32 protein-coding genes are annotated in these 26,288 nt (G+C 47.1%); 17 read left to right on the plus strand and 15 right to left on the minus strand.

Features of this window, described 5'->3' with window-relative positions:
* Nucleotides 1–146 precede the first annotated feature (146 nt).
* Nucleotides 147–896 carry a class I SAM-dependent methyltransferase gene (locus JXQ28_13625; GenBank protein MBN2278772.1) on the minus strand — a complete coding sequence of 250 codons (750 nt, stop codon included), beginning with the start codon at nucleotides 894–896 and terminating at the stop codon, nucleotides 147–149.
* Between the two features lie 482 nt (nucleotides 897–1,378).
* On the opposite strand from JXQ28_13625, the gene JXQ28_13630 reads away from it, so the two are divergent.
* A complete protein-coding gene (locus JXQ28_13630; GenBank protein MBN2278773.1) occupies nucleotides 1,379–2,494 on the plus strand; it encodes a hypothetical protein in 1,116 nt (371 codons plus the stop codon).
* Nucleotides 2,495–2,674: 180 nt separating this feature from the next.
* On the opposite strand, the gene JXQ28_13635 is transcribed toward JXQ28_13630, so the two are convergent.
* The 14 genes from JXQ28_13635 to JXQ28_13700 all read right to left on the minus strand — a co-directional run bounded on the left by JXQ28_13635 (nucleotide 2,675) and on the right by JXQ28_13700 (nucleotide 13,759).
* Nucleotides 2,675–3,871 carry a hypothetical protein gene (locus tag JXQ28_13635; protein ID MBN2278774.1) on the minus strand — a complete coding sequence of 399 codons (1,197 nt, stop codon included), beginning with the start codon at nucleotides 3,869–3,871 and terminating at the stop codon, nucleotides 2,675–2,677.
* 99 nt (nucleotides 3,872–3,970) lie between these two features.
* Nucleotides 3,971–5,110, minus strand: coding sequence for a hypothetical protein (locus JXQ28_13640; GenBank protein ID MBN2278775.1), 1,140 nt, complete (start codon nucleotides 5,108–5,110; stop codon nucleotides 3,971–3,973).
* A 41-nt stretch (nucleotides 5,111–5,151) separates the two neighbouring features.
* Complete coding sequence (locus JXQ28_13645) at nucleotides 5,152–5,628, minus strand: hypothetical protein (protein ID MBN2278776.1); 477 nt, start codon at nucleotides 5,626–5,628, stop codon at nucleotides 5,152–5,154.
* A 224-nt stretch (nucleotides 5,629–5,852) separates the two neighbouring features.
* Nucleotides 5,853–6,893, minus strand: a complete 1,041-nt coding sequence (locus JXQ28_13650) for a fibrobacter succinogenes major paralogous domain-containing protein (GenBank protein ID MBN2278777.1) — start codon at nucleotides 6,891–6,893, stop codon at nucleotides 5,853–5,855.
* A gap of 432 nt (nucleotides 6,894–7,325) precedes the next feature.
* Nucleotides 7,326–7,670: a hypothetical protein gene (locus JXQ28_13655; GenBank protein ID MBN2278778.1), complete on the minus strand. Its 345-nt coding sequence runs from the start codon at nucleotides 7,668–7,670 to the stop codon at nucleotides 7,326–7,328.
* Between the two features lie 240 nt (nucleotides 7,671–7,910).
* Nucleotides 7,911–8,552: a hypothetical protein gene (locus JXQ28_13660; protein ID MBN2278779.1), complete on the minus strand. Its 642-nt coding sequence runs from the start codon at nucleotides 8,550–8,552 to the stop codon at nucleotides 7,911–7,913.
* A gap of 5 nt (nucleotides 8,553–8,557) precedes the next feature.
* Complete coding sequence (locus tag JXQ28_13665) at nucleotides 8,558–9,001, minus strand: HEPN domain-containing protein (protein ID MBN2278780.1); 444 nt, start codon at nucleotides 8,999–9,001, stop codon at nucleotides 8,558–8,560.
* Complete coding sequence (locus tag JXQ28_13670; protein MBN2278781.1) at nucleotides 8,976–9,581, minus strand: nucleotidyltransferase domain-containing protein; 606 nt, start codon at nucleotides 9,579–9,581, stop codon at nucleotides 8,976–8,978. The genes JXQ28_13665 and JXQ28_13670 overlap by 26 nt, the downstream gene beginning before the upstream one ends.
* 237 nt (nucleotides 9,582–9,818) lie before the next feature.
* The gene (locus JXQ28_13675; GenBank protein MBN2278782.1) at nucleotides 9,819–10,457 is read right to left on the minus strand and encodes a VCBS repeat-containing protein; all 639 of its coding nucleotides are present in this window, start codon (nucleotides 10,455–10,457) and stop codon (nucleotides 9,819–9,821) included.
* A 244-nt stretch (nucleotides 10,458–10,701) separates the two neighbouring features.
* Nucleotides 10,702–10,902 (minus strand): winged helix-turn-helix domain-containing protein, encoded by a 201-nt coding sequence (locus JXQ28_13680; GenBank protein MBN2278783.1) that lies wholly within the window; start codon nucleotides 10,900–10,902, stop codon nucleotides 10,702–10,704.
* Nucleotides 10,903–10,982: 80 nt separating this feature from the next.
* On the minus strand, nucleotides 10,983–11,915 hold the full coding sequence (locus JXQ28_13685; protein MBN2278784.1) for an NTP transferase domain-containing protein: 933 nt from the start codon (nucleotides 11,913–11,915) through the stop codon (nucleotides 10,983–10,985).
* 110 nt (nucleotides 11,916–12,025) lie between these two features.
* Nucleotides 12,026–12,271: a hypothetical protein gene (locus tag JXQ28_13690; protein ID MBN2278785.1), complete on the minus strand. Its 246-nt coding sequence runs from the start codon at nucleotides 12,269–12,271 to the stop codon at nucleotides 12,026–12,028.
* Nucleotides 12,272–12,911: 640 nt separating this feature from the next.
* Entirely contained in the window at nucleotides 12,912–13,265 is a 354-nt protein-coding gene (locus JXQ28_13695; GenBank protein MBN2278786.1) for an antibiotic biosynthesis monooxygenase, read from the minus strand.
* A 260-nt stretch (nucleotides 13,266–13,525) separates the two neighbouring features.
* Nucleotides 13,526–13,759: an RNA-binding protein gene (locus JXQ28_13700; GenBank protein ID MBN2278787.1), complete on the minus strand. Its 234-nt coding sequence runs from the start codon at nucleotides 13,757–13,759 to the stop codon at nucleotides 13,526–13,528.
* A gap of 375 nt (nucleotides 13,760–14,134) precedes the next feature.
* Between JXQ28_13700 and JXQ28_13705 the strand changes: the two genes are divergently transcribed.
* The 16 genes from JXQ28_13705 to JXQ28_13780 all read left to right on the plus strand — a co-directional run.
* Entirely contained in the window at nucleotides 14,135–14,521 is a 387-nt protein-coding gene (locus JXQ28_13705) for a response regulator transcription factor (GenBank protein MBN2278788.1), read from the plus strand.
* Nucleotides 14,522–14,587: 66 nt separating this feature from the next.
* On the plus strand, nucleotides 14,588–14,818 hold the full coding sequence (locus JXQ28_13710) for a response regulator transcription factor (protein MBN2278789.1): 231 nt from the start codon (nucleotides 14,588–14,590) through the stop codon (nucleotides 14,816–14,818).
* A 152-nt stretch (nucleotides 14,819–14,970) separates the two neighbouring features.
* Nucleotides 14,971–15,807: a PRC-barrel domain-containing protein gene (locus JXQ28_13715; GenBank protein ID MBN2278790.1), complete on the plus strand. Its 837-nt coding sequence runs from the start codon at nucleotides 14,971–14,973 to the stop codon at nucleotides 15,805–15,807.
* A 236-nt stretch (nucleotides 15,808–16,043) separates the two neighbouring features.
* Nucleotides 16,044–16,415, plus strand: coding sequence for an HPF/RaiA family ribosome-associated protein (locus tag JXQ28_13720; GenBank protein ID MBN2278791.1), 372 nt, complete (start codon nucleotides 16,044–16,046; stop codon nucleotides 16,413–16,415).
* A gap of 379 nt (nucleotides 16,416–16,794) precedes the next feature.
* Entirely contained in the window at nucleotides 16,795–17,496 is a 702-nt protein-coding gene (locus tag JXQ28_13725) for a hypothetical protein (GenBank protein MBN2278792.1), read from the plus strand.
* Between the two features lie 119 nt (nucleotides 17,497–17,615).
* The gene (locus tag JXQ28_13730) at nucleotides 17,616–18,029 is read left to right on the plus strand and encodes a LapA family protein (GenBank protein ID MBN2278793.1); all 414 of its coding nucleotides are present in this window, start codon (nucleotides 17,616–17,618) and stop codon (nucleotides 18,027–18,029) included.
* A gap of 58 nt (nucleotides 18,030–18,087) precedes the next feature.
* The gene (locus tag JXQ28_13735; GenBank protein MBN2278794.1) at nucleotides 18,088–18,363 is read left to right on the plus strand and encodes a coiled coil domain-containing protein; all 276 of its coding nucleotides are present in this window, start codon (nucleotides 18,088–18,090) and stop codon (nucleotides 18,361–18,363) included.
* A 158-nt stretch (nucleotides 18,364–18,521) separates the two neighbouring features.
* Nucleotides 18,522–19,973, plus strand: a complete 1,452-nt coding sequence (locus JXQ28_13740; GenBank protein ID MBN2278795.1) for an OmpA family protein — start codon at nucleotides 18,522–18,524, stop codon at nucleotides 19,971–19,973.
* 112 nt (nucleotides 19,974–20,085) lie between these two features.
* Nucleotides 20,086–20,718, plus strand: a complete 633-nt coding sequence (locus JXQ28_13745) for a hypothetical protein (protein MBN2278796.1) — start codon at nucleotides 20,086–20,088, stop codon at nucleotides 20,716–20,718.
* Between the two features lie 76 nt (nucleotides 20,719–20,794).
* On the plus strand, nucleotides 20,795–21,280 hold the full coding sequence (locus JXQ28_13750) for a hypothetical protein (GenBank protein ID MBN2278797.1): 486 nt from the start codon (nucleotides 20,795–20,797) through the stop codon (nucleotides 21,278–21,280).
* Between the two features lie 102 nt (nucleotides 21,281–21,382).
* Complete coding sequence (locus tag JXQ28_13755; protein MBN2278798.1) at nucleotides 21,383–21,532, plus strand: lmo0937 family membrane protein; 150 nt, start codon at nucleotides 21,383–21,385, stop codon at nucleotides 21,530–21,532.
* 28 nt (nucleotides 21,533–21,560) lie between these two features.
* Complete coding sequence (locus tag JXQ28_13760; protein MBN2278799.1) at nucleotides 21,561–21,800, plus strand: hypothetical protein; 240 nt, start codon at nucleotides 21,561–21,563, stop codon at nucleotides 21,798–21,800.
* Between the two features lie 54 nt (nucleotides 21,801–21,854).
* Nucleotides 21,855–22,649: a DUF4382 domain-containing protein gene (locus tag JXQ28_13765; GenBank protein MBN2278800.1), complete on the plus strand. Its 795-nt coding sequence runs from the start codon at nucleotides 21,855–21,857 to the stop codon at nucleotides 22,647–22,649.
* 7 nt (nucleotides 22,650–22,656) lie between these two features.
* On the plus strand, nucleotides 22,657–24,141 hold the full coding sequence (locus tag JXQ28_13770) for a M48 family metalloprotease (protein MBN2278801.1): 1,485 nt from the start codon (nucleotides 22,657–22,659) through the stop codon (nucleotides 24,139–24,141).
* Nucleotides 24,142–24,697: 556 nt separating this feature from the next.
* Nucleotides 24,698–25,408 (plus strand): sigma-70 family RNA polymerase sigma factor, encoded by a 711-nt coding sequence (locus tag JXQ28_13775; GenBank protein ID MBN2278802.1) that lies wholly within the window; start codon nucleotides 24,698–24,700, stop codon nucleotides 25,406–25,408.
* 646 nt (nucleotides 25,409–26,054) lie between these two features.
* Nucleotides 26,055–26,288 (plus strand): cation:proton antiporter (locus JXQ28_13780; protein ID MBN2278803.1); only part of this gene is annotated, 234 nt, incomplete at its 3' end.

Here is a 26,288-nt window from a genome sequence, read left to right on the forward strand (position 1 = left end):
GTTAATGGGACAGAAAAAGCGTCCCCAATATCACTCTCCCCAAACTTCTGTGCAATTTGTCTTCGATGTGCAGTCTGACAATGCGATTCCAGACGGAATGTATTGGAGGGTATCAAGATAAAGAAAATGGAGCAAGGAGAGTAACCTCATTCATCACGTCTGAAAATATAAATCGCCCATCCTATAGTGTCTCTGCCCCACTTGAGGTAAATGTTCTTGTTCGACGTAACTCGGTTCATGAGTTCGGTTATGTCCGGATCGTTGGGATTCTGACGGGCGTATTCGTCGGCCGCCAACCACTGCAGGCCCTCGTATTGATCCCAGTCGTTTTTGTCGCTAACAATGGTATAGACAAGTTGGAGCCCATGTTTTTCTCCAACCTTGACATTATCGGCATGCGTCCCAAAGGTCTCCCTTTGACTGCCTGATGCATCCAGATATTCCTGTAATGGATCATGGAGCCAGAATGGCTCCCCTACGACTACCAAGCCGCCCGGGACAACCCAACTTTTCAATGTTTTTAGCGTATCATTGTGGTCTTTGAACACCCAGCTCGCCCCAATGCAAGCGGCCAAATGCAGACTCGCAAGCTGTTCGGGCCTGAACTCGGCACCATCCATCTGCGTGAATTCGATGTTAGGCTTGAACAATCTATCGGTGGCTTTCTTTTTACAATCTTCAATGCAGTAGGGGGATATATCTACTCCGAGCCCTCTGACTTCATATTCCTCAGCCAGTCGAATCAGAAACTCTCCTTTGCCGCAGGCGATATCGACCACTCCGGCCCCTTTAGGGAGGTCCAGAAGTCTGACGAGGTGTAGTAGTTTGGTCTCGCTTGTAGGATTGCAGACCAAGTGCTTTTTATGCGTAATATCGTAGAACTTCCAAGTATCCAAAGCCACTCCGTATTTGTATTGAAATAGCAATTACGACTTTAAGAACCATTTTGTCAATCGGTAAGTAACCGAGAGTTTCCCCGTTTTCCAGAAACCACAAATTCCACTTGTCAAAAAGACCAACCCATTGCTCGCCCTTACCTTACACCAAATCAAAGAGGATTATTGGGAAAGGTCCTAGAAACTAACTCCAGAGTGGTTCCGGATTCGGCGGAGGCACTATAAGCCCTATTATGCCCTATATACAAAAAGCCCTTTGATATACTTGCCAAAGGGCTTGAAATGCAATCAAAGCGGCCCCAATATCACTCTCCCCAAACTGCTGTGGAATTCGCCTTTTCGGTCAAAATGAGCTATTCGACAGCAAGCGGAACACGTTGGAAGACAATCAAAAGCGATCAATGAGAAATTACGATTGAGTTTTCGGATAAAATTTCACATGCTGGAAACGGAATAAGAATTTTTACAATCGGAGGTTTTGTATGAAATCATCAGGATACTCCGTTCTCGCAGGGATCTGCTGTCTCATAATCATGATCATGGGCATATTGGTTTCCGGTTGTTCAGATGATGACAATCCGGCTTCATCCGAACAATATGTCTGGGCACCCCTTGGAACGGGAGTGGATGCTGGCGTTAGAGAACTCACTGTTTATGACAATAAAGTGATCGCTGGAGGCTGGTTCACGACCGCCGGAGGCGATACCGTTAATGGCATTGCCTCCTGGAATGGCTCGTCCTGGGCAGCTCTGGGGACAGGATTTAATTATGGTGTTTTCTCTCTCACTATTTTTGACAGCAAAGTGATCGCAGGAGGGCGGTTCACCACCGCCGGTGGGGTGAGTGCCAGTGCCATTGCAGCCTGGGATGGTTCATCCTGGGCGCCCCTTGGGACAGGACTGGTTTACACTACCGACGTTGCACGTGTTATGACTCTTACCACGTTTGGAAACAAACTGATTGCGGGGGGCTTTTTTGACATGGCCGGTGGGGTGAGCGCCGGCCGTATTGCGGCCTGGGATGGTTCATCCTGGGCGCCGCTCGGTGACGGCATGACCTACTTGGGCACCGAGCCAAGTGTTAATGCTTTTACTTTCTATGGCGGCCAACTGATTGCTGGGGGTTATTTCAGCACCGCCGGCGGGGTGAGTGTCAAAAATATTGCGGCTTGGAATGGCTCGTCATGGGCGCCCCTCGGTACAGGGCTAAATGACTTTGTCTTCGCCCTAACTGTCTTTAACGGCGAACTGATTGCCGGGGGGATGTTCAGCACGGCCGGTGGTGTAACCGCTAATCACATAGCCGCCTGGGATGGCCTATCGTGGACACCCCTCGGAACAGGTTTTGATGGCGACATTTCAGCCCTCTGTGTTTATGAAAATAAACTGATTGCCGGAGGCAACTTCACCACGGCCGGTGGTCTAGCCGCCAATCACATAGCCGCCTGGGATGGCTCGTCATGGACAGCCCTCGGATCGGGCACGGATGCTGGCATCAGCAGTCTTACCGTCTATGACAACAAGCTGATTTCCGGAGGTAGTTTCACGACTGCCGGCGGGGTGAGTGCGAATAATATTGCAGCCTGGGGACCGAAATAGCATTCAACCGAACCAGTTTCTGAATGTCATAGAAGCAAAGGTCTCGGGTGCGACCGAGGCCTTTCAAAGTCTATGGCGGCCCCGACCTCACTCTCCCCAAACTTTTGTCGAGTTCATATTCCGAGTGCATTTCAGCTACTCCAGCGTGAATGGAACTCGTTGGAAGACAATAAACTACTATCAGAATAATTGAGCGATATACCGCGCCGCCTTTTGGGCTCCGTCGGTGGGAATTGAAACGTAGTCTACCTCTTTGCCAATGTTGTAAACCACCTTCTCTGAGAGTATTTGAGGGTTGGTTTCCGACAGTTTCATCCCTACACCGGCCCGATGCCGAGCAAGCCGCCCTGAGACGTATTTCTCCTGCTCGCAATGACCTTCGATCGGAAAATATAGGAACGGCTTCCTTAGTGCTGTTAATTCCAGGGTGGTCGTTCCTCCGGCTTGCACAATCGCCAGATCGCAGGCAGCTAAATGCTGATAGAGCGATGGCACATACTCCCTTACTTCAACACCCTCCGGAGCATGGATTGAATTGCCGGACAAGCGCGGGCCAGTTATGAGTATCATCCGAGCATCAGGAATCTTCTCCCTGATAAATGGATAGGATCTCCCGCATAGCTCAAGAAGCTCCCGCCCAATTGATGTCCCGCCAATGGCACAGATGATCAGTTTCTCCTTGCCATATCCTAACCGAGAACGTATCTCTCCGCCATCGAAGTAATCCTTCGGTTGAAATGGCAGGATATACCCAACAAACCTGTATCGCGTCTTTGCAAAAGCGCGCCGATTGGGTAGCATAAAGCCGAAGCGCTTATCAGGTACATCTTCTACTTCACCAACAAAAAGCCCCAAATCATAAACAGGAGGTTTGTCCGGAAAACCCGATGCCCACATTCGGTTCATCATATAAATCCCTAGTTGCTCTAGAGGATTGCGTGTCATAGCATCAAATCCGACGAAATCATAAATCATTACGAAGGGTGACCTTTTCAAGTGTGGGCGCTTTTTGAAGGCTGTCACCAGGTCATACGTTTCATCGCCGATTATAAGATCATAATTATCCCGGGATGTCACACGGTCAATGAAGTCAATATTGTGCTGCCATTGACGGCGAAAAGCTTTGCCATAGCGAAACAGATTCAGCTTTGAGCCTCGAGAGCTCGCTTCAGCGATCAAATTTTCGTCGAGATAATCCGATGCCTCGGGAAGAAGCGTTTCTCCATTTTCCTTGAGAAAAAGACTGGCGGGATGCGCGGCCAGCCAGAAAATATCTACATCTCGGCGAAGCGATCGAATCTCCCTGGCGATGGCGATATCTCTAGTGACATGCCCGAGACCAAGAGAACCACTGATAAAAAGTATTCTCTTCTTCATTCACCTGCTTTCGAAGAAATGTAAAAGCCCATTTGCCACCAATTCACTTCGGTATAAATATCAGGACACCTATTTATCTTGTGGTAGTTACACTATCAATTAGTTACTCAATTTGCCTGATTCCGATTGTATGAGTTTCAAGATCACATTCCGCTGAACATCCAGAGCAGTTACCATAATGCCGTGGAAATAAGGATCAAAGTACCACAGTGATCTCCTTAGCTCATGACTTGGAAACAAGTCCCCTCCAAGGCCCAGCATACCTTCAAAAAGCAGCTTAATAAGGACTATACCAGAGCCTAATTGAATGCATGTGTATATATCTCGAAGCGACGCAAAATCGAAATTGCATTCAGGCAGGCAAGAAAGAAGTTCCGCGAACGATTCCTTGCCGTCTTCAGCAACACCAGGCAATGACTTTATCAGAAAAGCCAGCGCAGCAAGGCCATAAAGAGGGAAGACTGTTTCACTGCCACTGGGTGAAACAATCCTGTTTTCTCCCTTAATATCAAAATGAAGGTTCTTTATATACTCCTTGGCCTCTTCGAGGTTTATAGCACAGGAATTATCGGTGATTGGTTCAACGTGGCCCACATTATATGTCTCGATCGGGAGTTCATATACCGATAATTGTCCATTTTCCGGAGGAAGTATCCTGCCATATCGGGTATCAAAGGCGCCGGCCGTATTGCGAAACTTCGTATTATACAACATATGGTTCAGGCGGGTGACAAACTTTTCATGTCGTGATGCATAATAATCATCTTCGCCGCGCCCTAGATTCAACTTCTGTATAGTCTCCCTGTAAGACTGCGGCCAGGAATCAGGCATAAGATAATAAAGGCGTTTCAATGCGTTACGTTTAGCTTTTGAATAGATGCCGGTCCAGTCTCCGCCCCTATACTCATGTAGCTTGTATTCTTCGGTATCGATTTCAATCGATGCAAAATAACAGAGTGATTTGCAAATCTCGGTCATCAGGGTTGGATCATTCAGAGTTTTATAGCAGTTGCGAATCATCTGTAACCAATCGGCCGTTGGCATATCTCCACCATAGGTCAGAGCCACAAAATTTTCGCCAACCAGAATCATGATAGCGACAAAATCATCCCAATAATAGCCTCTGCCTTCATCACACACTGCAACCAGAGTCATACAGGGAACTACTTCGTGACGCAATGTATCGTAAAATTTGCGCGACTCAAGTATTTCCGGGGTCAGTCTATGCTCTTCCATCATATCATCCGATTCTGCAAAGTGCTTCACCTCCGATTAGCAATTCAATTGTTGCCACGCCCACCTTTTGTCTTGGACTTCCACCAGTAGGTTGGTGGGTACTTCCAGATCATTGATTCAGCATTCAGCAACTCCTCGTAGGTCTTGTTGGGTATAATAAAGTATTCATACGTGGTGATTCTTTCGTTGGTCAACCACCTGATTTTCGATTCTTCTGAAATTCGAACGGTGAACGTAAACCTACTACCTTTGCACAGAGGGCATATCCCTCCGTTATGTGTAAGATCTGCAAGGCTCCCGACCCATTTACAGCCGTCACAGTGCAAAGAGTGCGAGAAGTTTCCGCAGATGCTGGCAGTAATTACAACGGCAATAAGGGCTGGCACAATTGCCATCAGGAAACCGGCCTCCTCTCCCCAAAGAACAACTACCAAAACGGCGGAACCGCCAATGCCCAAAGCCAGCAAAACCAAGCCGGTTGCCTTTACCGAAGATCTATAGGTTAGCAAGTACCTAAGCATATGACTACACCTTTATAGACAGCTGGGCCACTCAGTAACAACCGAATAGGGGACGTGATCAGGTTCAACATCTGCTCGATCCCCATCACTAAGTGCAATGCCTGTCTTCCACTGGAGCGGCAAAACATCCACAGTAAGGACTGCACTTTGAAAAGCAGATATAAGTCAATATATCTTGACATGCGTATCGCTTTCTCCTAACTACAGGCTACCAATCCGACATGTCAATAATCCCGGACACAACGAACTGAATAACCATCGTGCATGAAGTAGTCGTAACGTTGGACCTGCGAATGGTACCAATGCAGGTAGCGAGCCCACGCACGGCCACTGCTGCCCACCGAAGAGGACCAAAAGGCGGCGTAGGTACCCAGATTGTAGAATAATGATCCATAGTCGTAGCGGACGCCGCCGGGCAACCCGGAAAAACCACTTTCGTTTGTAGCTCCGGCATTGGGATTGGCCCAATGCGTTCCGCCCGCCTCCTTTAGCTTCCCGCCTTCAGTAGTACCGCGAAAGCCAGTAGCATCGGCCTCCGATTGACTCATCCCCAGATATATTTCCAGCTGTTTCCACTCCGCATCACTGGGCACATGCCAGCCTTCAGGAGCTATATTCCGACCATCATCTACAGCATACCAGTTATACAATCTGCCATACGTAGCAACATGGCCTTGGTCGTTTTCATAGTTGCAATAGGCTCCGGTAGTTAAGCCTGACCAAATGGCACTGTCGGTCACGTTGGGTATCGGGTCGCCGTTGCGATAATGAGTGACCTTGAGGTTTTCAGCCATCCACACTTGTGAGCCAATAGTCACCGTCTCATACACATTCCCGTCTATGTCGGTAACTGTACTTGAAGGAGCTGTCGTAGTGAATGATTCCTCATCTCCATATCCCGTGCCGGCATTGTTGACCGCATAAGCTCGCACATAATAGCGCGTGTTCGCGGTCAAACCCGTTAACAAACTGTTGAAAACCCCCGCACCCGAACCATCAGTGGTCTTACTGTCAGCAATCGTAGGTGTTGGATCTATGCTCCAGCAGACACCCCGTGCAGTTACGGCGGAACCGCCATCCGAAGTGATATTACCGCAACACTCGGCCGTTGTTTGTGTGATATACGTGACAGCACATGTAAGCAGTACCGGCGCAGTCGGAGGTTCGGGGTTGGTCCCATTATCAGTACCATCGCAAGTGGAGTTCAAAGCCAGTATTGATGCCGTCAAGAAACCAAGGAAAACATTAATTGTTCTTCTTAACATGGTATTCTCCTCTTTACTAATAGTTTTTCACACCCAATGGCAAGAGAGCCCGGCGAGGCTAAGATACTTTGCAATAAGAGTACACTTGCGCCATTAGCGGACTCTTTGCTATAAATATAACTACACTAATTTATTGAATTTGCCTTCCCTCCCGCAAGTGAATTCTATCACATGTTTTGCTATCTGAATTCGGTTTAAAGGATGAACCTTAATTGAGATATCTGGTACTACTATATTGTCGGCAAATAAGAAAGTATGGGGAGAGCGATGTCGGCTTTGTGGCGCTTGTAAGGTATTGATGGATAATGGTTTGGAAAAAGCGGCCCCAATATCACTCTCCCCAAACTTTTGTAGAATTCGAGTTTCCCATGAGAATCGAGTATTCGACGGCAAATGGAACACGCTGGAAGATAATACGATAAGCGAGCAGCACTACGCTCGCGACCGGTCGGCAAGAGCCAGAAGTTCGTCGACAGCATACCGCCAGCCCAGCTTCGACATCGGTGTTCTATTGAGCCTCTGATTTACAAGAGAGAGCGGATGGCTCCTTTCCAGTAATTGCCACTTCGCATCGAAAACGAGTTGGTTCATCGAGGCCAGCACGCTCTTGTCTCTAGCCTTGCAGAAATCGACCGAGCCTATTGACGGGGCAATTTCGAACTCATAAAGACCGAGAATACCATCGCGCGTGAGACAGTCGTCCAGAGCCTTCATGCCCCGCTCCATGAGAGCCTGTCCATTGGGAACACCTTTGCCGGGAAAAACAATAGAATACAAGCTCGCTGAGTTGGTGAGGATGATACACTGCCAGCGCGATACCATAAACAGGTTCGCGGTCCAGTCAAGCAGCGGATTGTCGTGCGGCGGCAGCGCAGGAGCGGGAACGACTTTGATCTTCTTAGCGAGCTTCTGTGTTAGCCGAATAATCATTTGGTTCAATCCTGAGATAACCAAAACACGATCATTCCCCTTTCACTATGCGGCGCACATTTCAGGGCGAATCCGGATAGGCACGACTCAGTGTGATGATTCTCCGGGGAAATAGGCCGCCATCATTCCCTGTACAACAGCGATCCACGGAATCACCTCAGCACATAATTCGTCGCATAGGTCAGGCCGGTTCAATATTTTCGAAACCGCATGACCCACTCGATTCTGATTGAGTGAGATTAAGTTCCAAGGGGCAGAGTCCGGTTTTGCGTGCAACAGAGAATTCATAGATGCCGTCAGATCTTTTCCGCGAACTATGGAGCCTCGTTGCTGTTTAGATTGAATAACGTCGAACATTTTCGCGAGACTCGGTGCCTCCTTCTGATGCCACCCATTCTTCCATATTTGTATTTCATCCGGGCACAAATGTAGATAAAGCAATATGGTCGCTCGCTCAATCAAAGCCCTCTTGAGCACATGTGCACCGAACAAATATCCTTGTCTTATGAGTTCGCGAATAGATAGCGCAATACTGATCGCCTGTGGAATGACTTGACAGGCCATTTTTTGCTCGTCCGTCAGTTTGCTAAAGTGAGTTTGTGGGGCGGTATCGGCATTCTGCTCCATCAATGAAGCGATAATAAGGTCGAAGTGATACAGCAAGTTCCGTCCCAAATAGGGTTCATTATCCGGAGTAAATACAACTGGAATGTCGTCAGACGTCATCATCGATCTCAGCTTAAGAGCTGCGGATATTCATTGGAGAGCCATTTCCGGACTATCTGCCCAAGTTCCACAGCAACCTTCATCGCTGCCTCCGCCTCGGCATCGGAAATCATATCGACTGAATCATAGGTGGCTACATGACGCATTTTCCTGATCTTGTGCAGAAGCTTAATTGTGTCAGTCTCAATCGAGGGCACCGTGTAAGTTAGTGAATCAATGGTTCGTTCGTGTTCGCGCTCCCGCCCAGGACGATAGCCACAAGCATATAATGCGGCACGGGCATACCGCAATGCCGCAGTGTAACCCATGTTGAGTCGCCATCCGGCCGCGATGCCTTCAATTTGTGCACTGCGGATATCTTCCTCGGCGCTATGCAACAGCGCCTTGATTTCCTCAGCGCTGGTCTCGTGCCGGTGAAGCCAACGGTTATTCAGCCAGTCGTCTAAGCTCATCCTCTGATCCGATTATGAATTCCTTCTCGGCTTTGGCTATTGATCTAATGAAATGGTTCTTCTGTGACCACTTCTTCTTGAACTCTGTTTTTGAGAAAAGAGTGGGATTGATTTCACGTCCGATGGCATTCTCGACATTGGACAGAATTGTAACCAGTTCTTCAAGCTGGACTTTACCAATAAGAAAGAGATCAAGGTCACTGCCAGAAACCTCTTGTCCTCTGGCGAATGACCCGTATACAAATGCAATTTCGATTTTCTTCCCTATCGGTTCTAACGCATCTTTGATTTTCCCTATGACGCCGAACGTCTTGAAAATGACATTGCGTAAATCTGGAAAGATTGGATGTCGTCGATTCACTGAATAGAATTTCTGCCGACCACGCTTCTCAGTATTCAGGATTTCCGCATCAGCAAGGCTCTTTAACTCTCGCTGAATTACACCCTGACGAGTACCTGTCAGACGGACAACTTCAGAGAAATAGTACTCTTGATCCGGATTGAGAAAGAACAGCGCCAGAATCTTACGTTTCGTTCCCGGAAAAAGAACTGCCGATATGTCTTTTGACTTCGTACCCATTTAGGGTAAGAATGTACCCAGATTGGGTAACATTGTCAAGAAGAAAATATGATTGGCCTGAAAGTTTGCTGAGAGTGAGGTCGGTCGATTTCTTAAGTCTATAACTGACTGTGAATTAAGAGGATATAAAAAGCGGGGGCAATTAGACGATTTTCGCAGCTTTTCAAAATAAAAAAGGCCAATGAATGTTCTACTTATCATTGGCCCTAATTTTATCTAAAAATATTTTGGATCACTTTAAGGGCATATAGGCTCCGGTCCGCCTTTATAAAGGTAGTTAATGAGATAGGTCGCATCCAATATATTTATGGCCCCATTTCCATTTGCATCACCAGCCTCTTCAGCTACCGGAGCGGCGCCGCTTTTATACAGGTAGGATATCAAGCATGTTACATCGAGTATATTAACCGATCCGCTGCCGTCAGCATCACCGCAAATATAGGAATCATACGGACCCGTAACATTGTGTAAAATGGTAATATCATCCGATTGCCAGTTGGCGGCGACCAGTTCTATATCCATGTCGCCGTCTAAATCAGCCCCATAGATATGCCAGGGAAATTCCCCGACCGTTTTTAGTGAGTTAAAGGAAGATACCCCGCTGCTGTCGTTGGTCAGTATCGAAACCTGGTTGGTTCCATGATGACATATGGCCAGATCATTATCTTCATCACCATCGAAATCTCCCGCAAAAAGTGACACCGCGCTCCAGCTATAATAAGGGACCCAATTCGGATTGTTATATTGATACATGACGGGCCCAAGAAAAGAACCGTCCCCATTATTAAACAGGATCGAAATCGCTGAAGTATCTCCATGCGTTATCGCGATATCAATGTTGTCGTCACCATTAAAATCGGATGCAAACATCGCCAAAGACGTCAATCACGCCAACATGTCCTGCCGGAACCTGCGTGAAACACTGTGTCGGTGCGATAATTTTAAATATCGCCACTGCGATAAGCCTCCCGGTAGCAACAGGCCGCAAGGCCGTGTTTTCCGTCTTTACCTTTCGCGGAGACTCCAGTAACTTGTTAAAGCCTTATTGCCAAATTTAGAGTCAGATTTCCGAGCCATTACTCATTTGCAGCATCTTTCATTGAATAATGAATACAACGAATCACTTAATCAACGACACGAAAGTAGCGCGGCCTTCGGAGCGGTACTCTATCTTTCCCTCGCGCGCCAGCCAGCCAAGCGCCTGATAGGTTACAGATTCACTTTCACCCAAAACCTTCGGCAACTTCGAAATTGCCACTTCGTCGTTCTTCTTAAGAATTCGCCAAACCTTCCCGGCTGATGTTCCAATTTTTTCTTTCATCTGATCCTTCTAAAAGGGTTAATTACAACTTGAGTCTTAGACCACCGAGATGATATTATGTCATGGCTTCAAAGTGAGCATCACAATTGTGGGTACATCGGTTCATCGTCGGCATTCAATTTGACACTGCTTCTGTCAACCCGTTCCGGTCGCCCCCAGTCACTCCAGTGCACGTTGTTGAGTTGATACATTGCCAGACGATGCGGTACATTCTGTAGAACGTCCTTGGAAAAGTCGCCTGGCGAAATATTCTGATATAAGGATACCTGGGCTTCCTTTTCTAGGTAGCCCCCAATGGTTGGTTGGTAATGATAAAACCCATCCAGAATTTCTGGGACGCAGATTGCTGCAACGTCGAAGAAGGCTTGCACGGTACCTATAGTTATATATGTATTCCAAAGACCGCCGGCCTTATGGATACTACCGATTTCCCCCGCGGATGGCTTTTCCCGGAAGCCTGTCACAGAGCTCAACCGATTCCCACCATAGGTGGCAATAGTAGCACCAGGTAAAACGTAACCATAATCAGATTCCACTCTGTCGGGTAATGTTGCAATCAGCATCAGTTTATCAGGGATCAAGGCGCTCAAATTGATAGCACCTCGGATTGATGTGACGAAGGTAGCTTCCGGCTCAACAAAGTGATCGGAGGGGAATATCGCCACTCGGGCACTGGGGTCATGCGACATAATATGGCTTAGAGCAAAGTAGATGGCTCCGGAAGTTCCCCGATTGGAAGGTTGTATCAATAGGTCGACATGGCGTTTTTCAATCTGTTTCTTCGATATCTGTTCAAAATCGCGAATTGTTACCGCGACTATTTTGCCATCGGGAGCGATTTGTCGAGCCCTATCCAGAGTCAACTGGAACATCGACCTTTTGCCGTGCAGAACGCAGAATTGCTTGGGCTCTGAGACGCCAAATGAAGCCTTAATCCAAGCGCGCATCCGGGTACCTTCTCCGCCTGCAAGGATTATCGACCAGGTATTCCTTGAGTGCTTCGTATTGTTCATCGTAAAGATCTCCTCAACGGTCCATTTGTTGTGTCGATGTGCAGCGGCTGGAATCGAGTCGGCCTGAAGGGTTGTCCATTTCCCTTCAGGCCTATCGATCCAACTAGACCTTACTTCTTGGCAGGAGCCGGCTTCCTATAATCTTCATAGGCCTTGCCGAGTTTCGCGTCATGGTGCGTGAGTTTCTCGATAACGTGTTTGCGCACTTCCGAGGTTTTCATACCATCTCTGTGCTTGACGCCTTCGGAGATGCTTCGCGCCGTTTTCTCGTCGGCACCTGCACTCCTGATCGATTTCTCAATCTTCTTGCTCGCGAACTCTTCCTGTTTCTCTGAGCGTTTCTTGATATCCATCATAATAATTACTCCTTGTTTAGGGTTATAATGTGATTTTGATTCATTTACTGACACATGATCGTGTACAAATTATTTTTGTGTCATTTTCAACGTAATATGTTAACGAACCGTTCATTCGGAACTACACCGTGCACTATACCACCTCCCGTTGCCGTTGTACAGATTGGTTCTTCACATCTGCAAGTACGTCCTTCCAGACACAGATGTCAATCGCCCTAAGGAGTGGTTTTGGATCTAGCTCGCATGACGTAGAGTAAGTGATGACATAGGGTTCGCAAACGATTAATTCGCAGGCAATCGGGTTCTGTAGGTTCATAGACTCAGGCCGTTTTTCTTGATGATCGACTAATTTCCGTTAAATATCTTACCGTCTGATTTTTGGATCGCCCATAACGCCCGGATATCGAAAGGCATCTCTACGAAGCAGAAGCCAAAAGCACCCTGATCCTGTGAGTGTTCGTCAATAGTGATTTTGTCCACCTTGCCGTACATCTCGAAATCCTTGTGAAGCTTTCCCCCCCGATGTCCCGGGCGACAGATTGCCAACATACATATCCACATGGATTCACTTTTTTGTGTGTTGACACATTGCTGAGATTTGAAATCGAACTCCTACCCCGGCGTCAGGACTGGTTGCAGGTCACCCAACCGCCAGGCAATAGCTGTTAGCGGCATATCTGACTGAATTTGACTGCAGGACGTGTCTACGATTGTCCAGTTCACTTGAGATAAGTTGGCGAACCGCCTTCATTACTTTCTGGATCGGTTCGGTTCTAAGTTGGGCATAATGCGCTTTCTCGTTCGACCACTCCTCCAGGAGGGTGAATTCCGTCGAATCACGACTATTCTCAATCAACTCGCACGAAAGACAGCCAAATCGACTTTGAATCAAATTGACCAATTCACGCAAGCGATATCGAAGTTCGTCAGTGCAATCTGGTAAACCACGGATCCGCGCAAGAACACCAAAGCTACTTCTCTTGTCTTTTAACATGGGTTCCTTTCCTATTTATGTGTCTATTGTGAAGAGCGAGCCTTAACTCGCACCGCTTGTATTTTGTGAGTGGCCAGCACACCGCCCATGAAGCCGGTAAAAAGTCCGATCGTTATCCATGCTGCGATTAACATATTTTCCTGCCTTTCATTGTCGTTTCGGAGTATATTCGACAAGTCGCCAGGTCCTGAACTGGACCAGGTTTAGGTTCACCCTTGTATGCCATCCGACACATGATTGGTTCATTCCTTTCATTCCCCTTACTCCTTATTAATCACCAACAAGTTTCCGGCCAGCTCCTTGCCTTGCAAGCCGTCGATAGCCGCCTGTCCTTGCTCGTCCGAAAGCATCTCTACAAACCCCAAGGCTCGGGATTTGCCTTCTACTGTGTACGTGCCTACACTGACTTCTAATACTACACCATATTCTTCAAAGCAATCAAGGAGATCCTCACGGGAGGTTGTCGGTGAGAGGTTATGGATATTGATGTTCATACGACACTCATTTCTACCGTAACGATGGGGCATTGCACCGCTAATGACTTAAGGAGACGTTATTGGCGCATAATAGCGCTATTGTCACCAGATGAGCGATTTGGCAAGTATTGATTTGCTAGAGCAAGGCTTGATAAACAGCCAACTTGGAAACGTTGCTTATATATACCTTACGTTTGAATCGTGGAAATGACCGAGTTTATTTTCATTCAAGAGTAAAAGAGGCATGCTGCCGGCGTTCAATAATCGTCTAACACTATATATCCTAACTTGTTCCGTGAAGAGGAGACGATAGTTTTTTGCTTGACATCTTTTTGCCTGTCATTTATTTTATATGGAATAATTCGTGTCAGCGAGATTGTGGTATAATGAGAAATGTCTAAAATTCGAGTTCTATTAATAGAAGACAATCGTCTTCTTCGTGAGAGTATAACCGGCATGCTCAATGAGCAGCTGGATATTCGGGCAGTATCGAGTTCAGGCAATGGCGATGCCATGGAAAAGGCGAAGAAGCTTAAACCCCAGGTCGTTCTGCTTGATCTGGGTCTGAGGAGCCAGAATAGCCTGCGGATAGCCGGACTCATCAAGAAAGAGTTCACGCGTGCCCAGATTGTCGTGATGGATCTCATGCCGGCCCAGAGCGAAATCGTTGAATTCGTCCAGGCCGGAGTGTCCGGTTTTATTCTCAAAGATGCCACGATTGACGATTTTCTGAACACGATACGGTCGGTTGCCGAGGGGAAGAAGGTGCTGCCGCCATAATTAACTGACTCTCTCTTTTCACATATAGTCGAGTATGCGGTCCAGAGTGGAAAGGCCGACCGACTGATGAAGGCCGTGAAATTGACCCGCCGCGAACTTGACGTTGTAAATCTGATTGCAAGGGGAATGAGTAACAAAGAAATCGCCAACGAACTTCATATCGCCGTTCATACGGTCAAGAGTCATGTCCATAACATCCTAGAAAAACTCGCTCTTCACACCCGGCTGGAACTGGCCTCCTTTGCCCTTACCGAGGGGATGGTCAGGAAGGCTAAGAACTCCGACTCGCAAGAGTAGCTGCAGAGTCTCAGCCACAGGGACTAGATCTCTTTTCAATACTTTGGCCGATTGCGGGAACCGCTAATTCAGTTATCTTTTCATTATATATTTACCTGCTGATACAGGTTACAAGCCGCACAAAACCAGTATGGTGAATATAATGATGAACATTGAGTATTCAGAAACAGCAATTTCATAAAGTAAAAGAGGTGGTTGTAATGTTACGACAAGCCAAAGAATTTATTGGGTTCAAGCTCCGTGCCCAAGACGGTGACATTGGTAAAGCCATTGAGTTTTATTTTGATGACCGCTTCTGGGCAGTGCGTTACCTGGTTGCTGATACAGGAAGTTGGTTAAGCGGCAGACAGGTTCTCATTTCGCCATATGCTTTGACTGCTCCTAATGATGCTGAGCGGGTCCTTCCGGTGCATTTGACCAAGAAGCAGATCGAGGAAAGCCCATCGCTGTACACCGACCAACCGGTTTCTCGCCAGTATGAAACGCAGTACAATAGTTTCTATGGTTTGTCAAATTACAGGTATGGTTCATACGCGTGGGGCAACAGCTCCTACATCGTAAGAGATCCGGACGCACGGAAAGAAATGGTTCTCCGTGAGAAGGCCTGGGATAGCAATCTGCGCAGTTCGAAAGATGTGATCGGTCATTACATCGAGGCGTTGGATGGAGCGATTGGCCACGTCGAAGACTTCATCATCGACGAGGAGACCTGGTCGATTCGATATCTGGTCGTGGATGCCAGGAACTGGTGGGCCGGAAAGCGTGTCTTGATTTCGCCGCGGTGGATTGAACGGTTCAGCCGGGAAGAATCAAAAATCTTCGTTAATCTGTCGCAAAAGGCCATGAAACGGTCGCCCGAGTGCACTCCCAAGAATCTCAACCGACTCAATCTTATACTCCAATGGTTCACAGGAAATTCACGGTTTGGGTATCGAGTTGACAGGCTGGAAGGGAAACACTTCCGAAATCGGAACGAAACGCACGGATGAGCTGCAGGCTTCAGCAGTATTTTAAATACGCGCGGGTCAGTTCATGCCCTACTGGTTGCATCGACCGATAAGTTCGGTCCAGCGAAGCCGGAGGGCTCGGTGGGGATGATATTGGTGCTGGTCGGGCAGAGCGGTGGTCAAGATTAAGTCATCCCGGCCAAGGTTGTACTTTGGCGGACAGGACTGACCGTTATTTACCGATATTGAGCAATTGAAAACTAATAGAGGAGAACACCATGCAGATTCAAATAGGCAGCGGCCACAACATCACAATTCATGAGGCACTGGCCACGGAACTCAGTAGTGTCGTGGAAAGTGCCTTGAGCCGATTCAGCGATCACATCACACGAGTGGAGATCCACCTAAGCGATGAAAACAGCAATAAAAAGACCGGCCATGACGCTTTGCGTTGTATGCTGGAAGCCCGTCTTGAAGGACGCCAACCCATCGCTATAACTCACCGGGCTTCAACCATAGATCAAGCCGTCGATGGAGCTGCAGAAAAGTTAACCAGATTGATTGAGAGCACCCTCGAGCGGCAACTGGATCAAAGAAGGTATAGAACCGATCCACCCCCACCTGGGCAAGGACTCCAGGATGAGTCATGAGTGACACCGCCGCGATTCTGCGTCGAAGGAATGGTGGTGACGGGGATCTCTAATCCGTCGTTCGTCAGTAGGCATAACGGCCAGTCCTGACAGCTCCAGCAATCGGAGAACTGGATGAAAAGCAGGGATTACTTCGTCCAAGTATTCAGCAACTGGCCATACGCACCGATACAACGGCTTAAAACAACAATGCTTCAGCTCAGAACCATAAAAGGAGCGATATCCCCCTCGCTCTGTTGGGTTAGATCCCTTTTCAATCTTCCGGCCGATTGACACATTGCCTGAATCAGCTATCTTATACCTGACAATACAAATAATACTAATACTATTAAAAAAGCCCCTGAACGTTGTCCAGTGGGGACAACAGGAGGTACGACCAATGAGATATAGGGAAAGAGTGTTCACGACGATAGGTTTTTTATCCGTCTTGCTTGCGATTATACTTTCGGCCATTGTCGGATACGCGCAGGGACCCCAACGTCCGTTGCCGGCCGACCCGCATATGGTCGTTGTGCCGACGCGCAGCGCACAAGAGATCGTCACTGAACTCGAAAACGCGAGGGTCACCCGACAACTCGCTATCAATCACAATATGCAGGCCGTCGAGCGTCTTGAGCAGATCGCCGGTGCTATCGAAAGCCGAGAATCGTTGATCGACGATATCAAAGACCGCAAGGATAACGCTAAAGGCGGCAAGCACAAGTCCGAGGAGACATCTCTTAAGATCGAAGAGAAGGCCAACAAACAGGCAATCGACCTGCTAAAGCGTCTTAAAGATCTTCGTGAGGCTGAAGTGGATTTAGCAGAGTCCGAGGAGGATCACGCGGATATGATGATTCTAGTCCTCCAGCGCGAAAGCGATCTGCAGCAGAAACGATCCGAATATGATTGGCCATCGATCGCCAATACGGGCGATCTGGCCAGGAATACCGCCTCTCAGGTTCTCAGTGAACTTGAAGTAGATCTTCTGGAATTGCAAAAAGAGCTGGCAAGCGCAACTGAGAAGGTCGCATCGAAACAGAAAAAGGTTGTCGAGCAGCGCATGAAACTGCACGAAGCCCAGACAAAACTCGGTCTGTAATTCAGGCGCCTTTGCCACCAAAACCGCGGGATCCGAACTGAAGCGGATAACGCCGTCCGGACGACGGGCGGCGAGCCTGTTTCCGAATTGGCGTCCCGCAAAACTCGTTGGAGGTTAAAATGAAAATTCGCACTTTATTGATGGTAATTGTCTTATTTGCAATTGCCGCTTTTGTAGCACTCAACTGGAGCGCAATCACAATGTCGACAACTATTTCACTGGGGGTTGCCACTATTCAGGCGCCTCTCGGGTTCCTGATGCTGGCATTGCTGGTCCTGTTCACGGTATTGTTCCTCGTGTTCGTTATCTATTCAAAGACATCTGGATTCTTCAAGGAACGTCATCATTCGCGGGAGATGCAGGCGACTCAAGAACTTGCTGACAATGCCGAAACTTCGCGCTTCACGGAATTACGAAAACTTCTGAACTCAGAGCTCAAGAAACAGGCAGACCTTTACTCTGAAACAACAGCGACAGTGCTGGCCAAGCTGGAGCAGCTTGACAGCGATCTCCGATCTGCAATTAAGGCATAGCGGAACTCGCTTACAGCAGACGTAAATATTGGATATTCAAAAAATAGGAAGGTTTATTATGAACCAAAAAGAAGCATATGAACAGAAACTGCAGACACAGCTTGACGAATTTAGCGCAGAGATCGACAGACTGAAAACAAGAGCAGACAAAGCCGAAGAACCCTGGCATCACAAACAGATCGAAGTGTTGCAGGAGAAGCACAAAATGGCAAAAGAAAAACTAAATGAGCTCAAGGAATCCAGCGATGATGCCTGGGAAGATATGAAGGAAGGCATTTCTTCTGCATGGGATTCAGTAAGTGTGGCCCTTAAATCGGCCGCGAAAAGGTTTTAGTTATCCACGGAGTGTGTTTTAAATGTAATGCAACCTGATGAAGATAGCATTTAATCAAGGAAGATCTGAAGAGTTATTTGAGCACAAAAAACCTTATTACATCATTACAACTTAAATAGCTTGATAAAACAAATGTTTAATGGAAAAGGATACCAAAAATGAATAAAATAATGGTAATAATGACAGTCCTGGCTATTCTTATGATCAGCTCGGCATTTGCCGGCGATGAGAAAGTCAAGGCTCTCATGTTTCATGAAGCTGATAGTATAATTGCAGTTTCAAATGAAGTTCAAGCCGATCTTTTAGCGCCCAAAAGTACTAAGAAAGCTATGGAGCTGTATTCTGAAGCTTCATCCGATTACGACAAAGGTAAAGATATTAAAGGTATCAAGGAGAAGCTCAAAGAATCGATGAAATACTTTGGAAGATCAATAGATGCCGTTGATATGGCCAATGTAACTTTCAAGAATGTTCTAACTTTGCGGACAAATGCGCTAAGTTCTGAATCGCAGAAAAACGCCGGTGAATTATGGCAAAAAGCAGAAAAGAAATTCAAGGAAGCCGCAATTAAGTTGGAAGAAGGAGATGTCAACGACGCACAAAAAAAGGCTGCCGAGGCAGGTGACATTTATCGCCAGGCGGAGCTTGTGGCCATTAAAACCAACTATCTGGACAACACACGCAGTCTGCTAACGAAGGCTGAAGACAGCGATGTTAAAGATAAGGCTCCCGTGACTTTGAAAAAGGCAAAGGATTTAATGTCGCGGGCCGAAACCAGCTTGAACAAAGACCGCTATGATACCGATGAACCCAGAGGTCTGGCTTTGGGGGCACAGTACGAGGCAAAGCACGCTCTCTATTTGAATAAAACGATTAGACAAATAGAAAAGGACGACAAGAAACTTGAGGATTTATATTTGTCTTTTGAAGATTATTTAAGACAGATAGCACTCAACTTGGATCTATCCGTTGAGTTTGACGAAGGCTTTGCAAATCCGACAAATCTGATTATCGCGCAAACCAAATCTCTGCAAGACAGCGCGCTTATTATCGAGCAAACTCTGGCCGATCGGGATATGGATATGCTGACAATGACTGCCAGGATCACCGAGCTGGAAGATCAGTTGGGAGACGCGGGCAAAGAAAGGACCACCTTGACCGACCAGCTTGAGCAGCGATCAAAGATACGGGATATGTTTCTCGATATCGAAAGACGTTTTCAGCCGGAACAGGCAATCGTTCTCCGGCATGGTGACGATATCCTGATTCGACTGGTAGGATTGAACTTTGCTTCAGGGAAATCCGAGATTGAACCAAAGAACTTCGCCCTGTTGACTATCGTAAGAGATGCGATCAACATATTTCCTGATTACGCCCTACATATTCAGGGTTACACTGATTCCTATGGCGGTGATATCACAAATCTTGAATTGTCGCAAAACCGGGCCGACGCGATCCGCGACTATCTGCTCGCCAATATGACGAGTGTCAATTCAGGCGATATCGATGCCGTTGGCTATGGCGAGACTTTGCCTATTGCCAACAATGAGACGCCCGAAGGACGTGCAAAGAACCGACGAGTTGATTTGGTAATCGAACCCATATTTTAGATTGCTCATGTTTCAAGCACCATTATATCAAGAGATATAGAGCTGATTTAAAAGAAACCGATCATTATGACACAATTGAACAATTAAAAGTATCTAAAAAAAGGTGAAAAGCATGTTAAGAAATATTAGTCTGTTATTAATTTTACCGCTGACGCTCATCTTAATGTCATGTGGCGCCACTGGTGATGCCGATAAAGGAGCAGGAGTACCGGCAGTTCAAGCGGCCGCTACTTTTGTTACAATGCCCGCAAGTACTCCGATAAAAGTTAGACTCGTCGATTCGATCGACACCGATGTACATGTGACCGGCTCAGCCTTCCGCGCTGAATTAATTGATGCCATCGTTGTGAATGGACAAACTCTGTTTACAAGCGGCACCATGGCGAGAGGGATATTGAACAATATGGTAGAATCCGGTCATCTCAAGACTCCGGCTGAATTAAGCTTCAGCATAACAGCCATCCAGGATGCCAATGAACACTGGATCGATGTCGGTACAATTATGATAACGGAAACAAAAGGGTCACATACCAACAGAGAGGTCGCCATGATTGGCGGTGGAGCCATAGTAGGCGGAATTATCGGTAAGATAATTAATAAGGATGGCAGCACCGAAATCGGCGCCGCTGCGGGTGCCGCTGCCGGCACAGGTTTAGCTGCCGCAACCGGCAAGCAGGACATCTTCTATGGGGTTGGCAGTGAGATAACATTTTACTCGAGTCAAGCAATGCAGATTGCACTGTAATAACGGATACAGGTACTAACATGAAGTAAAAAGCCAATTGGGTTAATTTCAAAATTTCAATTCGAAAGGATTACAAATGTCTAAAATTATTTTTTCTTCACTTCTATTCATCCTGCTTTGCGGCCTGACGGCTACTGCGGGTCAACGCTCTGCCGGATTCCACGGTATTGGACCGCGAGTGGGGCTTACGATGAACCCTGATCAGGTACATTTTGGCGGCCACATTGACTTCGGTGATCTTGCTCCGAATTTGATGATGTTGGCTAATTTGGAAATCGGAATTGGCGATGACTTGACAATGGTTGCTCCATCGTTTGAGCTGGACTACCGATTTCGTGAAGACTGGGGCGCCTGGACGCCATATCTGGGCGGAGGCGTTGGACCTTTATTCTACTCATTTGAGCACGGAGACAATTCATCGGATTTCGGCGCGTATTTGCAGTTTGGTATCGGCAAGGGGTCCGCAGGCAACCAATCCGGGCATTTCTTTATTGAGGGCAAACTTGGCCTTGGAGACGCCCCCGATTTTAAAGCCACGGTTGGTTGGACTTTCGGGAAGTAGATATTGAATCGTAAATCAAAAAAACAATAATTGGATCGCTGCTGCCTATCGCTATGATGCATGGTCGGCAGCATTTCCAAATCAGACAGAAAGGAGATTCCCATGCTTTGGACAATTGCCATGATAATGTTGATCCTATGGGCTCTTGGCCTGTTAACAGGCTATACGCTGGGTGGTCTTGTTCACGTTCTGATAGTCATTGCCATTATTGCAGTAATTTTCAGATTAATTTCCGGCCGACGGGCAATATAACGCGGCCTTTATCAAACAAGGAGCATTTATGAAGATAATGACCATAATCGGTATAATTCTAATCGCACTCGGAGTGATTGGGTTAATCTATGGAGGGATATCCTACACTTCCAGCAGAAATGCAATCAACGTGGGAGATATGCATCTCCAAGTCAATGAAACCAAACAGATCCCATTTTCACCGATCGCCGGGGCTCTGGCTGTGTTTGCCGGGGTAATACTGATAGTCTTTGATCGGCGCTGGCAAACCCGCGGTAAAGCGGCATAAGTGCACTCCTTGAAGAGTTTTGCCAATATACAAAAACATAAAAGGATTACTAATATGATCATAAAGAAATTATTCCGGAACCTGTTTCTGATTTGCCTCATCTTGATAGCGGGTTGCTCAAATTCACCTACATCACCTTCAGGGCAGGGACAGATTAGGCTAATATTAGTTGATTCCCCCGCTGGTTTTGATCAAGTAAATATTGTCGTGAAAAAAGTTGAGGTCCATGGCGCCAACTCAGATGTGTCATCCGGCTGGATGACAGTGAACGACACAATTGCCGTTTATGACCTGTTGACATTAACCAATGGCGTTAATAGTATCCTTGGCGATAAAATGCTGCCGGCCGGAAAATACACACAGATTCGACTCAGCATAGGATCGGGAAGCAATGTCGTTATCGACGGCGTGACATATGCACTGGATATATCCAGCGCCACCGGTCTTAAGCTGAACCATAACTTCGATATTGAGGAGGGTAAACTTTATTTGCTGACTCTTGATTTCGATGCTGCCAGGTCAATTAAACCGACAAACAACGGTCAGTATAGGCTTCATCCGGTGATAAGGGTTGTGGCCAATGTCGTCTCAGGAAGTATTTCCGGAATCATCAGTCCCGCCTCGATTCGCAGTATGATTACTACGACGGTTAATGCTGTTGATACCGTTTCAACGGTGAGCGATGCGGCCAATGGATCGTTCAAACTTGTTGCCCTTCCGGAAGGAACCTATGATGTCACAATTGCGCCTCTTGATACGGCCTATCCCGACACGATAATTACAGGTGTGCAAGTTGTGGCACAGGAGGATAATAATATAGGGATTGTCATATTATCCGTAACGCCTTAGGAGGATTATGAAAATCTTAAGAATACAATCGACAGGAGTGGTTCACCATTTTATTGCCTTGACCTCTACCTGGTTCGCTCTGATTGCGCTGATGGTATGTTTAGGTATAACAGGCTGTGCCGCTAATCTCGCTACGGGCGAAAGGCACCTCAATTTGATTAGCGAATCACAGGAAATAGCAATGGGCCAGCAGGCGGATTCTCAGATTGTTGCCAGCCTCGGGCTCTACCCCGATACAGCCTTGCAACGTTATGTGCAAGAGCTGGGCGCGGCACTTGCCAAAACTTCTGAACGCCCTAATCTCCCCTGGACTTTTCGCGTGGTCGATGACCCGGTAGTCAACGCTTTCGCCCTTCCTGGGGGATTTATTTATGTCACGCGCGGGCTGATGACCTATGTAAAAAACGAGGCGGAGTTGTCTGGGGTGATCGGCCACGAGATCGGCCATGTCACTGCACAGCATTCAGTGCATCGCATGTCTTCGCAGCAGGTGACGCAGCTGGGCGTGACAGCAGGGATGATGATCGAACCAAAACTTCAGCGATACGGCCAGTATATCAATGCTGGACTTGGGCTGTTGTATCTGAAGTATAGTCGTGACGATGAAAGCCAGGCGGATCGCCTCGGATTTCGCTATATGGTGCGGGATGGTAATGACCCACGGCAAATGATCCATGTCTTTGATATGCTGAGTCGCGTCAGTCAGACAGGTGATAGCGGAAGTCCGCCTGAATGGTTGTCAACGCATCCAGATCCCGGGAACCGAAGCGTGGCTTTCCAGAAAGAAATTGATACGCTTTCGTTGAACCTGAGTCAGCTATCGGTGAATCAGAACAGCTATCTAGATCGTATCAACGGCATGATTTTCGGTCAAAATCCGCGCGACGGGTTCTTCCGCGAAAACCGCTTCTACCATCCCGAAATGGAGTTTCAATTTGAATTCCCCTCCGATTGGCAGACCGTGAATCAGAAAGAGGCCGTTGCTGGGCTGAGCAGTGATCAGAATGCAATTGTGCAAATCACGATTGCGCAGGGAACCTCCAGTGACGACGCGGCCAAACAATTCTTGGGACAGCAGGGGCTACAATCTGAGCGAATCGAGACGGGCAATGTCAACGGTTTGCAGACTGCTTCAGTGCAGTTTCGGGCGCAGACTGATCAGGGAGTGTTGCGCGGCAAAGCTACGTTTGTCACATATAAGGGATATACGTACCAATTACTCGGCTATGCCCCCGAGGAAGTCTGGGCGAAGTACCAAAGTATCATCGTCAGTTCTTTGGGAAGTTTCCAGCGCTTGACTGATGAGAGCATACTTCGGATGCAGCCGAGGCATCTCAAGATTATCACGCTTGATCGAGGGGCAAGTTTGAGCCAACTGGCGACACAGGCGAATTCGCCCCTGTCACTTGAGGACTTGGCCATCATCAATCAGACAGAGATAAATGCCGGCTTCAAGGCTGGTGACCGTGTCAAGATGGTGGTCGGCGAATAGGTTGACGCGGAGTAATGGTGAAAGTCTGGACCTTATGGTCCTGTCGGAGAACTTTGTTGATATGCCTAGCTTCCAAGGACTGTTAGCATACATTGACTCTGTTGCGGTGGGGTACCCGCTTTGTCGCCGCATACGGGCGCCAGAGCGGGACCACTTAAAAACTTGGCGTACCAGGCTAAGTTACAACCAGGGAAATAACCAAGTTTTCATCGGTAGCGTGGTCGGCCTTCAGAGCTTGACTAATAAAGGAATAGGCAAATAGGAGACAAATTCATGTCAACAATAATAAAACGATCAGGTTGGGAAGAAGAGTTTAGCAAAAGAAAAATCAATAATTCGATGGTGAATGCTGGAATTACAAATGTGACCGCCGAAGCGGTTTCAAAAAGTATTCATTACCGTGAGGGTATGACTACGGCGCAGGTCAGGGATCGGGGTTATAGGCGGTATTAAAAATCGGGAGCCGCAAGCGCCATAAAATTTGAATCGCATCCGAGAAAAGTGCACATGACTTGATGCGATACCTACAAAGAAGGTAGATTGAGCAGGTAACAGTATGAAAACAGACCGAAGGAAGACGTTTGAGGAAGATACATTTCCTCATCTTGAAGCACTCAGAAGAACTGCGTTGTGGCTAACCATTCATGATAGTATTGCTGAAGATCTGGTATTGAATACTATGGCACGTGCTTATGATAAGTGGTCTTACACTTATGATTTAGTCAGCAATAAGACACGGCTATTCAAGGTACTCACAAGAGAGTTCCTTGGTTTTGGAAAAGAAAGACAAAAGTGGTATCATTCAGGCCAATATCTGTCAGAGAACATCAGTGTAACTTCTGATCCCGAGGCGGGCAATCCGCGAAACAGTATCTCAGTAATTGAGCAGTTGGAACAGCGACTGGCGAACGGATTCTCAGAGAAATTCGTAAGGCATATTATTGTCCGTCTCAGACCGCAGTCCCGCCTAATATTGTCGCTTTTGTATATTGGGGAATTCTCATATGCGGATATTGCATTCATAACGGATATCTCAAGGAACTCAGTGCGGGCGATACTTGCCAGAGTTCGCAAATTGATTCCAGAATATATGCTTGAATATGCAGAGTGTTTAGACAAGAAAGCCAAAAAACAACCGGCTTTTATGTGGCATGGTGTCGAATCAAACGTCGAAAATACGAATGTCCTCTCAAAACGGCCAATTTTATTCTTTCTTAAAGATACGACAGACGCCGCATTTGCCAAATTGAAAAATAATATCTATTAGATCATTTTCATCTGTTCCAAATGCCATTATTGCGCAGCTGAAATCGTCATAATTTCCGGGATTATTTTCAGCAAGCATTTGACCTATTTCTGATTCCATTTCCCCGAGATGAATTTCCTTAAAGAACTCTCTATTGCAGACGCTTGCTGTCAATTAATCTTAAAAACAGCGACCTCTCATCAATCTTGAAGAATTCATCGAATATAATATAATTGCATTCATTACAGGTCAATAACCATAATGGGGCCCTTAAACGATCTTCGCAACTTTTTAATGTTTGATTATTTTTCAGCTGTTATTCAAATAAAAAGCGACCCCAATATCACTCTCAGCAAACTTTTGTGGAATTTGAGTTCAGGATAGAAACCACATACTCGAGCGCGAACGGAACACGTTGGAAAGTAATAGCATAGAAGTAACACCCATAAAATCTTCGTTGACATTTGATGGCCTTCGCCGTATAATCCTGCAGACTTTGGGGATGGAGTCCCCCTTGAAAAACCGCTCGGACCGGGCTGATGACTCCTACCGCGCAACCCTGTGTGGCGGTAGGACATGAAGGTCTGAGAAGTAACCCGCTGCCAGGCGGGCTCTTTTATGCCCGAATCTCGGTCCGGAAAGAGATTTGAGAAAGGAGGACTCCATAATGGAACACATCTTCACCATTGCGGCCCTGTGGCTCGGGTTGGCTGTTATCTCTGCCATAATCGCCTACCACATTCGCGTATCTATTGCCCTTGTCGAAATCTGTGTGGGAGTTGTCGCGGCTGCGGTCGCTGGCTATTACGGTAAGTTTGAGTTACTGGGATCTAATTCTGAATGGCTTCGTTTCCTCGCGGCCTCCGGTGCCGTGCTTCTGACTTTTTTGGCCGGAGCCGAA

It is taken from the genome of Candidatus Zixiibacteriota bacterium, assembly GCA_016933955.1.
Lineage (GTDB): Bacteria > Zixibacteria > MSB-5A5 > GN15 > PGXB01 > JAFGTT01.